This window comes from Neisseria flavescens, from assembly GCF_001618065.1.
Lineage (GTDB): Bacteria > Pseudomonadota > Gammaproteobacteria > Burkholderiales > Neisseriaceae > Neisseria > Neisseria flavescens_A.
Genome location: NZ_LAEI01000011.1, coordinates 1 through 11110 on the forward strand (window position 1 = coordinate 1; position 11110 = coordinate 11110).

Sequence of the window (11110 nt, forward strand, 5' to 3'; positions counted from 1 at the left end):
GGAAACGGTCGATGTGTTTGGCGATCATGGCTTGGGCGGTTTGTTGAAAGAAGGTGGTCATGGAAAATCCCCTAAATGTCTTGGTGGGAATTTAGGGGATTTTGGGGAATTTTGCAAAGGTCTCGGCTTTGCACACCGCCTGACCGAAGGCGAAAAACTACTGACCCAAGCCCTCATCAAACAAGACCTCGCCGCCTACTTCAAACACGAAACCAGCGGCGCATTTGCCGAACAAGCCCCCTTATTCTCGGCCCAGCAACTTGCCGAACAGAAAAACATTCCCAAAAACGATGCCATCGGCGTTTACGGCAAAATCATCAAAACCCAAGACCGCACCGCCTGGCTGCAAACCGACAAGCAAACCCTCAAACTCGATTTGGCCGAACCGCTGCAAGAAACTCAAGGCGAAGTTACCCTCGTCTGCCAACATGAAAACACCGCATTCCAAGACTGCCAAACAGAAGAAAACTTCGCCCGACGCTTTACCGAACAAATCTTCTCGGCGGTCGAGTCCGGACGCGTATCCGCCCAAACAGACGCACCGGCCGAAGAAATCATGGCCGGCCGCCTCATCCCGTTTTTAAGTGCCGCCAGCGACTTTACCGGCAACTTCAAAGCCTGCGCCACCACCATGACCGAATACTGCACCAGCCGCCTGGCACGCGAAATGCCCGAATCCGCAGTCCGCAAAAAAGCACAGGAATTGGGTTTGACCGAAATAGCATTTAAAAAGAAAAAATAAATATTTAGGCCGTCTGAACCCTATAGCGGCTGTGTTATAATCCGCACCTCATACAGGTCGGACAGACAGTCGCCGCGTAAGGCATACGGGGAGGAAAGTCCGGGCTCCACAGAGCAGAATGCCGGCTAACGGCCGGGCGCGGCAACGCGACGGAAAGTGGAACAGAAAGCAATACCGCCGATGATTGCCTTCGGGCAAAACAGGTAAGGGTGAAAAGGTGCGGTAAGAGCGCACCGTGCATTTGGTAACAAAGCGCAGCAGGCTAAACCCCATTCGGAGCAAGACCAAACAGAACGCGATGACGCTGCTCGCCGAGCGTTCGGGTAGGTTGCTTGAGCACACCAGCAATGATGTGCCTAGAGGAATGACTGTCCGCGACAGAACCCGGCTTACCGTCCGAGCTGTATGTCCCCATACCGCTGCAGGTTTTTAAAACCTGCCGCATTTTTATAGAAATAAAAAAGCCGTCTGAAACCTGAATCTTGGTTTCAGACGGCCTTTTTTTAAACCGCTGTTTATGGACGGTATTCCGGTTTCATGCCGTTGGGCAGGAGCTGCCATACATAGCCGGTAGTTTTCATTTTGCCGGCCACTTCGCCTGCTTCGTCGCCATAGCCCCAGAAATAATCCACACGGACTGCGCCTTTAATCGCGCTGCCGGTGTCTTGCGCCATAATCAGGCGGTTGAGGGCTTTTTTGGTAATCGGATGGGCAGTGGCGACAAATAATGGTGCGCCAAGCGTGATGTAGTGACGGTCGATGGCACCGGCGTATTCGCCCATCAACGGCGTACCCAATGCGCCCACCGGGCCTGAATCACTGCTGCCGGTCAGCTCGCGGAAGAAGACGTAGCTTGGGTTTTGTCCCAAAACTTCGGCAAGGCGGCCGGGGTTTTGCTTCATATAGGCCTTGATGCCCTGCATGCTGGTCTGACCCAGCGGCAGATAGCCTTTGTCCGCCATATAGCGGCCGATGGAAACATACGGATGTTCGTTTTTATCGGCAAATCCGACACGGATGTATTTGCCGGACGGTGTTTTCAGACGGCCTGAACCTTGAATGTGCATAAAGAAAAGTTCGACCGGATCATCTGCATAACCCAAAATCGGCGCTTTGCCGTTAAGCGCGCCGCCGTTGATTTGGCTGCGGGTGTAGTAAGGAACGAAGCGGCTGCCTTCAAAACGGCCTTTCAGCGCAGTGCTGCGTGCTGTAATCGGGAATCTGGACAAATCGGCCGTGTATGTGCCGCTGTTGTCGATGACGCCGCTGTTTGGGCCGGTTTGGCGGATGCGGACGGTGGCTTTGCTGCCCCTCAAGTTTGCAGCCAACGGAACGGAAACAAAATCGTTCGGAATGCCGTAAATAGGGAAACGGGATTGGCTTGTGGGCTTGTCGTCCCCGTGCAGGACCGGTTCGTAATAGCCGGTAATGGTGCCGGCAGGATTGCCGCCATTGTCGACGCGCCATGCGGTGAAATAGCGTTCAAAGAAATGCTTGGCTTGGAAATGGTGCGCCGGCGTTTGCATGGCTTGGATACAAACGTCCTGCCAGCCTTGACGGTTTTTAAGTTTTTCACAGCCTAAGCGGAAAGATTGCAGGCTTTTGGCGAAGTGTTGGAGGTCCCAGTGCGGCAATTCGTTGTAGGAAACTACGGTGTAGTTTGCTCCTCCCCCGCTCACTGTCGTACCGACGGGGTCAGGCGTACCGGTGGGGCGGTCAGGGCCTTTGATAACGCTGGTGTCGGATTCGGGAAGATTTTTAATGCTTTTGCTCGGGCAGGCGGCAAGAATGGCTGCGGCAATGCTGACGAGCGTGATGCGGTACAGATGTTTTTTCATGGAATCAATAGCGTGTCGAAAGGCCGTCTGAAAGTTATTTTTCAGACGGCCTATGTTGGAAAGTGCTGATTTTAACACAAAAAAGCCATTTATCGGCGCGGCGGCAATTTGACGACAACCGTATCGGCCAGCATATCGTAGAGCGTACGGCGGTCGCGTTTGACGGAGAAGAGCATGATGAAGTTGATGAAAGCTATAAGCAGAGAAACCAAATCTCCACCCGTTTCATTTACTGCCAACATTACTGCAATGACTATAATACCGACAATAAATGACCAAGCCACTTCGCGTATCAAAACCGTACCACCGAAACCCGGATTGCTCCCGTCACTTTTTAACACCCGTATGCCCATAATTTTTTTACCTAAAGACTGACCGTCCCGGCTCATGTAATACAATTGGAAGATACCAAAAATCAAATAGACAGCCAAAGAAATAAAAGATGTTATGACTGCATAGTCAGGGGTATTAGAAAGAGAAGACTCCGAAACTAATTCTTTGCTTTCATCAAAAGTGAAAACTACCATCACAATGAATGGTACCCATATCAAAACAGTAAACAAATTATTCAACAAATATGCCGTAACCCTCGCTCCCGGCGAAGCAATATGGACATCTACTATTTCTGTTTTAGGCAAATCCGACAAATTGATTTCGCTCATTTAATCTTTCCTCTGTGCTATTTAATGAGATGCAATTTCATTGCCATCTTAACCTATTTTTCCATCATTCTAAAAAATTTCGATAAAAACCTTTACATTTTCCGCAGACGGCGTTAAAACGTTTGTTTTCCCCTTTGTTATAGTGGGTTAACAAAAATCTGAACAAAGCGGCAGGCGATGCTGTTCCGATTTTTGTTAATGCACTATAAAACTTATCAGGATTTTCTTCTCAAGGAGTAGCACATGAAAGTAGGTTTCGTCGGCTGGCGCGGTATGGTCGGCTCTGTTTTGATGCAGCGTATGAAAGAAGAAAACGACTTCGCCCACATTCCCGAAGCGTTTTTCTTTACCACTTCCAACGTCGGCGGCGCTGCCCCTGATTTCGGTCAGGCAGCCAAAACATTGTTGGATGCCAACGATGTTGCCGAATTGGCAAAAATGGACATTATCGTTACCTGTCAGGGTGGCGATTACACCAAATCCGTCTTCCAACCCCTGCGCGACAGCGGCTGGAACGGCTACTGGGTTGACGCGGCTTCTTCCCTGCGCATGAAAGACGACGCGATTATCGTCCTCGACCCTGTCAACCGCAACGTCATCGACAACGGCCTCAAAAACGGCGTGAAAAACTACATCGGCGGCAACTGTACTGTTTCCCTGATGTTGATGGCTTTGGGTGGTTTGTTCCAAAATGATTTGGTCGAATGGGCAACCAGCATGACCTACCAAGCCGCTTCCGGCGCAGGTGCGAAAAACATGCGCGAACTCATCAGCGGCATGGGCGCGATTTACGCCAAAGTGGCAGACGAGCTTGCCGATCCTTCCAGCGCGATTCTCGACATCGACCGCAAAGTATCCGATTTCTTGCGCAGCGAAGACTATCCGAAAGCCAACTTCGGCGTACCGCTCGCCGGCAGCCTGATTCCGTGGATTGACGTGGATTTGGGCAACGGCCAGTCTAAAGAAGAATGGAAGGGCGGCGTGGAAACCAACAAAATCCTCGGCCGCAGCGACAATCCGACCGTAATCGACGGCTTGTGTGTACGCATCGGCTCTATGCGCTGCCACAGCCAAGCCATCACCCTGAAGCTGAAAAAAGACCTGCCCGTTTCCGAAATCGAAGCGATTTTGGCAGGCGCGAACGACTGGGTGAAAGTCATCCCCAACGAAAAAGAAGCCAGCATCCACGAGCTGACGCCCGCCAAAGTTACCGGCACGCTGTCTGTTCCTGTCGGCCGTATCCGCAAACTGGAGATGGGTGGCGAATACATCAGCGCATTCACTGTCGGCGACCAACTCTTGTGGGGTGCTGCCGAGCCGTTGCGCCGCGTATTGCGCATTATCTTGGGCAGCCTGTAATTTAGGTTGGCATGAAAAAAGCAACGGTTTGGGCCGTTGCTTTTTTTGTCACAATAAGGCCGTCTGAAATGTTCAGACGGCCTTGTTTCCTATTCTTTCTTACCGGCCAAACCGATTTCTTTGGTGGAATCGCCAACTTTGATTTGCGCCTTACCGGCAATTTCTTCAGCCTGCGGGCCGAAAAGTTTCAAATCGTAACGGCCGTTTTCGATACCGTTCAAACTGGTTTTACCGCTGATGGCGGCTCTGCCATTGTTATTGGCAATGCCTGCGGCAAGCAGGTCGACATTATTGTGGGAAGCCATGCTGCTAATGTTGCCGTAACCTTGTTTTTTATCGAAATCGACGGTGTATTTCAGACGGCCGCTGCGGTCGTCGCCGTTAAACGCGATACCCGAATACTGATAGCTGCCTTGTTTGGGTAAATTGCGATACGCTGTTTCATCGCCTTGGACTTCGCCGACGGTAAATGTGTATGTATCGAGGTTTTGCAGCTTGCCTGCATCATCGGCTTTTTGTTTGGCGTAACGCGCGGCAACAGTGGAATAATTTTGTTTATACACTTGGAAGTCGCCCGTTTCCAAAGTGATGACTTGGCCGTTTACCTTAATTTTTTGGGCGTAGTCGTAAGAAGATACTTTATCGGTTTTCAAAAAGCCGGTATCGAGTTTGTCGCCTTTTTTCAGGGTTTGCGTTTTACCGTTGGCCGTCAGCTCCAACGTACCGTTTTCAGGGACGGATTCGTTCAATTCAACGGACAACACACCTTTCGGATGCGGATTGAGCGGCTCGGTCACGGCATTCGACAAGCCGCTTGTTGCGCCGCCACAGGCAGCCAGCATCAAAGACAGGGAAGCAGTCAAAGCAGAAATGCGGAGGGTTCTCATCATTTTTTCCTTTCCTTTTTTATTTGGTATGATATTTATCATATACCTAAAAAAATGAACAATAAATGATTTTTGTCAAAATTAAGTATTTTGAATATTAATTTTATAAATATTGAAACATTTTAAAAATATCGGGCATTCAGTCCTTCCCGCCTCCCTTCCGCTATAATCATTTTATTTTGCAAACGGATTTCATCATGCCGAAAATCACCCTTATCGCCGCCTACGCCGCCCGCCGCTGTATCGGCATTAACAACACCATGCCTTGGCATTTGCCCGAGGATTTTGCCTTTTTCAAATCCTATACCACCGGCAAACCCGTCATTATGGGCCGCAAAACATGGGAATCGCTGCCGCGCAAACCGCTGCCCGGCCGTCAAAATATCGTCATCACCCGCCAAGATTATCAGGCCGAAGGTGCGCAAACGGCGGCTTCTTTGGAAGATGCGCTGGCTTTGTGTCAGGGGGTTGAAGAAGTCATCATCATGGGCGGCGCGCAAATTTATGCACAAGCCCTGCCGATTGCCACCGATTTGTGTTTGACCGAAGTCGGTTTGGATGTGGACGGCGATGCGTTTTTTCCTGAGTTTTCCACAGAAACATGGCAAGAAGCCTCTCGGGAAAACCATGTTTCCGCCAAAGGCATCGAATACGCGTTTGTGCATTATGTGAAGGCATAATCCGACAACGCAAAGGCCGTCTGGAACCCTGTTTTTCAGGTTTCAGACGGCCTTTTTATTTCGTTTGTTTACGGCATGCCGTTTAAGCCGTTTTGTTTTTCAAAGGCAGCTTAATATGCGGTTTGGCCTGCTTGGGCGCTTCTTTCAGTCCAAGTTCGATTTGCTGCTCTTCGCTCAACAAATTGCTCCAGTCGCCTTTTTTATACCAATCGCGGCCGTCCAACTCGATGGGGTGTTGGATGCGCTCGCAACCGTTGCCGCATTGTAAATCGTCTTCTTTGCAGTATTTGTCGCAACCCCAACAGATACGCTCGGGATTTTTCGGGAAAATGGGAAATTTCTTGGCCATGATGTTCTTCTTTTGTTTGTGTGCGGTACGGGCAGAATTATAAGTGATTTGAATGGGGCTGGCGGCGGGTTTATCGTGTTTTACGCTGATTTTTTAAGATGTGTTAACCTTTCAGACGGCCTATACTGTAAAACTATCCCTACGCGGTACAACAAGAGGACCCGATATGAACATATGCCGTCTGAAGCCTGAATTTGTCGAGCCTTTAGCCCTCGCACTGTTTGAGGAATGGCACGATTTTGCGCCGTGGTCGTCTTTGGACAAAATCCATGCGTATTACGTGCAGTGCCTTAATGGGGATGACTTGCCGCTGGCGTTTGCGGCTGTGGATAACGAAGGGCTGCTGATGGGTTCGGCGGCATTGAAGCGGTTTGATATGGCGTGTTTTCCCGAATACGAATATTGGCTGGGCGATGTGTTCGTTTTGCCGCAATTTCGCGGTTTGGGCGTGGGCAGGCAGCTGGTTTCGTTTTGCCTGGATAAAGCATGCGAACTGGGTTTGCCGCATCTGTTTCTCTATACGCCGGATGTGCAGGCCGTGTATGAAAAGTTCGGCTGGAAAGAAATCACGCAGACTTGTCACAACGGGGAAACCGTATCCGTCATGAAATTGGATTTATAGTTTGAAAAGAATAAAAGGCCGTCTGAACATTTGGTTTCAGACGGCCTTTGCCTTTGAATTATCCACAACTACCCTATCCGCTTAAACGGCGGCAGGCAGGCCAATAATTGTTGGCCGTAGCGTTGCGTTTTGACGCGGTTGTCGAGGATGGTGACGCGGCCGTAATCCTGTTCGGTACGGATAAGGCGGCCGACGGCTTGGATCAGTTTGATGCTGGCTTCGGGAACGGTGATTTCGATAAAGGGATTGCCGCCGCGTTGTTCAATCCAACGGTTTTGGGTTTTCTCGATGGGGTTGTCCGGCATCGCAAACGGCAACTTGGCAATAATGACTTGCACGCAGGCCGTACCGGGCAGGTCGAGGCCTTCGGCAAAACTGTCAAGGCCGAAAATAATGCTGGCTTTGCCTTCGGCAATGGCTTGATGATGCCTTTGTAACAGGACGGCCTTGGGCAACTCGCCCTGCACAAGCAGAAGCGGCAAGTATTCGTCAGGCAGGCGCAAGGCGACGTCCTGCATTTGTTTGCGCGAGGAAAACAACACCAGCGTGCCGATGGCTTCAACCGGCGAAACCAGCTTCGGCAACCATTCGACAATGGCAGCCGTGTGCGCATCAGGGTCTTTGGGGCTGGCATGAACCGGCGGAATATACAGCTCGCCTTGCGTATCGAAATTAAACGGGCTTTCCAAAGCAAGCGTGGTGGTTTCGGGCAGCCATAATAGGCCGGTTTGACGCAAAATCAGGTTGAAGCTGCCGAGCGATTGCAGGGTGGCCGAAGTCAGCACCGCGCCTGCCGCGCGCCGCCATAGGCTGTTGGCAAGGTGGGATGCGCTGCTGATGGGGCTGGCGTTGAAAATATAGTCGTTTTTGTCGTCGGCACGGCGGGTTATCCATTTCGCCAACGGCTCTTCGCCTTCAATGGGAACGGTGGAGAGCAAATCCCAAACCGCGCTGATTTGTTCGATACGGGCGATAAAAAGACCGAACTCGCTGGTCAGGCGGTCGAGGAGCGCGCCGTCCTGTTCTTTTTCGCGGCGAGCGGCAGAAAGCGCATCGTTCAAGCCGACAACGTGCTTGAGCAGGCTGCGCGCAGCAATGGCCGTATTGGAAACTGTGGTCTCCAGGCCTTTGGGTATTTTGCCGTCTTCCCACAGCCAAGTCGGTTCGTTGTGTTTCCGCCTGTCGTTTTCAGACGACCCCAGACTTAAAGACGGCTCTTCCGCCAAATGGAACTGCCATTCATGCAGGCTGTCGAGCAAGGATGTGGCAGCTTCGTCGGCAAGGTTGGCAAGTTCGGCTTTATCGGTAAGCGCGGCAATTTTGCCGGTCAGCTGCGGCAGTTTTTCCAGCGTCCAAACGGCAATATTCCATGAATGTTCGGCGGCAAAGCGGCTGAGGGCTTTTTTGGGTAGGTGGTGCGCTTCGTCTATGCAATAGAAACTGTTTTCGGGCGCAGGCAGAATCACGCCGCCACCCATACTGATGTCGGCAAGCAGAAGATCGTGATTGGCAACGACGACATCGACGGTTTCCAAGACATCGCGTGCCAGGTAAAACGGGCATTCCGGACGGTTGGGACAGGCGGATTTCAGGCAGCCGTGGCGGTCGTTGGTAACTTTGAGCCAAATCGCGTCATCGATTTTTTCCGGCCAAGTGTCGCGGTCGCCATTAAAGCGGCGGGCGGAAAATTCATCGGCAATGTCGCGCAGTAGGTTCAATTCTTCGGGCTTGGGTTTGCTGTCCCACAACACTTCCGGCACTTCAAAACCAAGCAGGTTTTGCTGGGCGTTGTTTTGCGTCAGTTGATAGAGTTTGTAAGGGCAAAGATAACGGCTGCGCCCTTTGGCAAGCGCAAAGGTCAGCTCTAAACCGCTTTTTTCGACCAGAAACGGCAAATCGCGGTCAACCAACTGCTCCTGCAAAGCCACCGTCGCGCTGCTGACAATCAGCCGTTTGCCGCGCGTTTGCGCCATGATGCCGCCGGCCAAAAGGTAGGCCAACGATTTACCCACACCGGTCGGCCCTTCGATTACGGCAATGCTCTCGCCCTCGCGTTTGGGTGCTTCTTCGCCTTCTTCACGCGTCAACGTCCGCGAAAAAGCGTTGGCAATCGCCGCAATCATTTCCCGCTGCGAAGCGCGCGGACGGAAACCGGGCAGGTTTTTGCCGATGTTTTGGTAATGGTCGCGGATGGCGTTTTTTTCTAAATCGGTGAGCATTGAGGCCGTCTGAATGGGTTTGCAAGAATAGCGTATTTTAGCATTTTTACCTTCATGAAGCCTTCGTAAAGTCTTACTCTATTTTAGGGTTTGGCATTTTGATGGCGATGGACGAACCGCAAAGGCATAATCGGTTTTAATCAAGCAAAAGGCCGTCTGAAACTTTAGCCGCACTGATGTAAAGGCACCCACAATTTTTGCTTTTCGGATTTGTTTTTCTCGTAGCGGTTCCACGCTTTTTCGTGAAAATAAAAGACAACGGTATTGACGATGGGTTCGACCAAAGCGACCGCGCTGGAAACTCCGATACTGCCGGTCAGAATATAGGCGACACTAAATGCGACGCTGAAATGCAAAATAGCAAATGTAATGGTTTTAATCATGCTGTTTTCCTGATACATTGATGTTTTAATCGCTACATAATAATTATTATCAACTAACGCGTATATTTTAAATCCTTTATCCTTATTTAGATTTTATAAATCGATATTTATTTTTGATAGAAATTTTATGAACCAGCTCCACATTGTCGTCCTCGACCGCGATACCCTCGTCAACCGCCCGTTTGATTTTGATTTTCCACATACATTGAGCAGCTACGGCACAACCGAAGCGCACGAAACGCTGGAGCGCATCCGCGGCGCGGACATTGTGATTACCAACAAAGTCGTGATTTCCGCCCAAGCATTTGCCGAAAATCCACAACTCAAGCTGGTTGCCGTTACCGCGACAGGCGTCAACAATGTGGACGTTGAGGCTGCCAAACAAAACGGCACGGCAGTGTGCAATATCCGCGCTTACGGCAATGAATCCGTGGCGGAACACGCGTTTATGATGATGATTACCCTGATGCGCAACTTGCCTGCCTACCAGCGCGACGTTGCGGCAGGCTTGTGGGAAAACTCGCCGTTTTTCTGCCACCTCGGCGCACCGATGCGCGATTTAAACGGTAAAACACTGGCGATTTTCGGTCGCGGCAATATCGGTAAAACGCTGGCAACTTATGCTCAGGCTTTCAAAATGAATGTCGTGTTCGCCGAACATAAAAATGCCCAAAGCGTCCGCGACGGCTATGTTTCCTTTGACGAAGCCATCCGCTCCGCCGATGTCGTATCGCTTAATTGCCCGCTCACGCCGCAAACGGCCAACATGATAGGCGAAGCCGAATTGCAGCAAATGAAACCCGGCGCCATCCTCATCAACTGCGGGCGCGGCGGCTTGGTAGATGAAGCCGCTTTGGTTGCGGCGTTGAAATACGGCCAAATCGGCGGTGCAGGTTTTGACGTATTGACACAAGAGCCGCCGCGCGACGGCAATCCTCTGCTGAAAGCCCGACTGCCCAACCTCATCGTCACGCCACACATTGCATGGGCAAGCCAAGAGGCCGCCAACCGTCTGTTTGACATTCTTTTGGACAACATCAACCACTTTGTGGCCGGTAATCCGCAAAATCTGGTTTAATCTATGGAAAACCTGTTGATAAGGTTGTGAACAATTTTAAAGGCCGTCTGAAATATTCAGACGGCCTTTATTAATTCTTATTTATTTCATAAAGTTATCTATAAAATAGGTTAAATCGTTTCATTCTTTATTGTGGATAACCCTATAAAAAGGCCGTCTGAGTATTTCAGACGGCCTGAGACCTTTGCAAAAAAGTCCTTCCCCCAACAGCCAAAATCCAAACACAGGTTTTCGGCTGTTCCTATTCCAAATCACTCCTGACTCTACTCAAATACCCCCTTAATCCTCCCC

General features: G+C 50.7%; 11 protein-coding genes and 1 other RNA gene. 6 read left to right on the forward strand and 6 right to left on the reverse strand.

Annotated elements, in window-relative coordinates; translation table 11 throughout:
• Nucleotides 1–13 precede the first annotated feature (13 nt).
• Together TW89_RS02660 and rnpB are read left to right on the forward strand one after the other, a co-directional pair.
• Nucleotides 14–742, forward strand: a complete 729-nt coding sequence (locus TW89_RS02660; RefSeq protein ID WP_128580472.1) for a hypothetical protein — start codon at nt 14–16, stop codon at nt 740–742.
• 53 nt (nt 743–795) lie between these two features.
• An RNA gene (rnpB, locus tag TW89_RS02665) (RNase P RNA component class A) lies at nt 796–1150 on the forward strand.
• A 107-nt stretch (nt 1151–1257) separates the two neighbouring features.
• Here rnpB and mltA read toward each other — a convergent pair.
• A complete protein-coding gene (mltA, locus tag TW89_RS02670; protein WP_128580465.1) occupies nt 1258–2580 on the reverse strand; it encodes a murein transglycosylase A in 1323 nt (440 codons plus the stop codon).
• Between the two features lie 89 nt (nt 2581–2669).
• The gene (locus tag TW89_RS02675; RefSeq protein ID WP_128580466.1) at nt 2670–3242 is read right to left on the reverse strand and encodes an RDD family protein; all 573 of its coding nucleotides are present in this window, start codon (nt 3240–3242) and stop codon (nt 2670–2672) included.
• A 243-nt stretch (nt 3243–3485) separates the two neighbouring features.
• Here TW89_RS02675 and asd point away from each other — a divergent pair, with 243 nt between their 5' ends.
• Nucleotides 3486–4601: an aspartate-semialdehyde dehydrogenase gene (gene asd, locus TW89_RS02680; protein ID WP_128580467.1), complete on the forward strand. Its 1116-nt coding sequence runs from the start codon at nt 3486–3488 to the stop codon at nt 4599–4601.
• Between the two features lie 89 nt (nt 4602–4690).
• On the opposite strand, the gene TW89_RS02685 is transcribed toward asd, so the two are convergent.
• On the reverse strand, nt 4691–5488 hold the full coding sequence (locus TW89_RS02685; RefSeq protein ID WP_128580473.1) for a factor H-binding protein: 798 nt from the start codon (nt 5486–5488) through the stop codon (nt 4691–4693).
• A 197-nt stretch (nt 5489–5685) separates the two neighbouring features.
• Between TW89_RS02685 and TW89_RS02690 the strand changes: the two genes are divergently transcribed.
• Complete coding sequence (locus tag TW89_RS02690; protein WP_128580468.1) at nt 5686–6168, forward strand: dihydrofolate reductase; 483 nt, start codon at nt 5686–5688, stop codon at nt 6166–6168.
• Nucleotides 6169–6250: 82 nt separating this feature from the next.
• Here TW89_RS02690 and TW89_RS02695 read toward each other — a convergent pair whose 3' ends face one another.
• Nucleotides 6251–6517 (reverse strand): DUF3079 domain-containing protein, encoded by a 267-nt coding sequence (locus tag TW89_RS02695; protein ID WP_070826385.1) that lies wholly within the window; start codon nt 6515–6517, stop codon nt 6251–6253.
• A gap of 166 nt (nt 6518–6683) precedes the next feature.
• Between TW89_RS02695 and TW89_RS02700 the strand changes: the two genes are divergently transcribed.
• Nucleotides 6684–7139, forward strand: coding sequence for a GNAT family N-acetyltransferase (locus TW89_RS02700; protein WP_128580469.1), 456 nt, complete (start codon nt 6684–6686; stop codon nt 7137–7139).
• 68 nt (nt 7140–7207) lie between these two features.
• Here the strand turns inward: TW89_RS02700 and dinG are convergent, their stop codons facing one another.
• Entirely contained in the window at nt 7208–9358 is a 2151-nt protein-coding gene (dinG, locus tag TW89_RS02705; RefSeq protein WP_128580470.1) for an ATP-dependent DNA helicase DinG, read from the reverse strand.
• A gap of 164 nt (nt 9359–9522) precedes the next feature.
• Nucleotides 9523–9741, reverse strand: coding sequence for a DUF2061 domain-containing protein (locus TW89_RS02710; protein WP_070826381.1), 219 nt, complete (start codon nt 9739–9741; stop codon nt 9523–9525).
• Nucleotides 9742–9868: 127 nt separating this feature from the next.
• On the opposite strand from TW89_RS02710, the gene TW89_RS02715 reads away from it, so the two are divergent.
• Nucleotides 9869–10819, forward strand: a complete 951-nt coding sequence (locus TW89_RS02715) for a D-2-hydroxyacid dehydrogenase (RefSeq protein ID WP_128580471.1) — start codon at nt 9869–9871, stop codon at nt 10817–10819.
• The last annotated feature ends 291 nt before the right edge of the window (nt 10820–11110 follow it).

Coding starts and splice junctions, on each gene's coding strand:
- mltA (WP_128580465.1), bottom strand. CDS start 2,580: ATGAAAAAACATCTGTACCGCATCACGCTCGTCAGCATTGCCGCAGCC.
- TW89_RS02675 (WP_128580466.1), bottom strand. CDS start 3,242: ATGAGCGAAATCAATTTGTCGGATTTGCCTAAAACAGAAATAGTAGAT.
- asd (WP_128580467.1), top strand. CDS start 3,486: ATGAAAGTAGGTTTCGTCGGCTGGCGCGGTATGGTCGGCTCTGTTTTG.
- TW89_RS02685 (WP_128580473.1), bottom strand. CDS start 5,488: ATGAGAACCCTCCGCATTTCTGCTTTGACTGCTTCCCTGTCTTTGATG.
- TW89_RS02690 (WP_128580468.1), top strand. CDS start 5,686: ATGCCGAAAATCACCCTTATCGCCGCCTACGCCGCCCGCCGCTGTATC.
- TW89_RS02695 (WP_070826385.1), bottom strand. CDS start 6,517: ATGGCCAAGAAATTTCCCATTTTCCCGAAAAATCCCGAGCGTATCTGT.
- TW89_RS02700 (WP_128580469.1), top strand. CDS start 6,684: ATGAACATATGCCGTCTGAAGCCTGAATTTGTCGAGCCTTTAGCCCTC.
- dinG (WP_128580470.1), bottom strand. CDS start 9,358: ATGCTCACCGATTTAGAAAAAAACGCCATCCGCGACCATTACCAAAAC.
- TW89_RS02710 (WP_070826381.1), bottom strand. CDS start 9,741: ATGATTAAAACCATTACATTTGCTATTTTGCATTTCAGCGTCGCATTT.
- TW89_RS02715 (WP_128580471.1), top strand. CDS start 9,869: ATGAACCAGCTCCACATTGTCGTCCTCGACCGCGATACCCTCGTCAAC.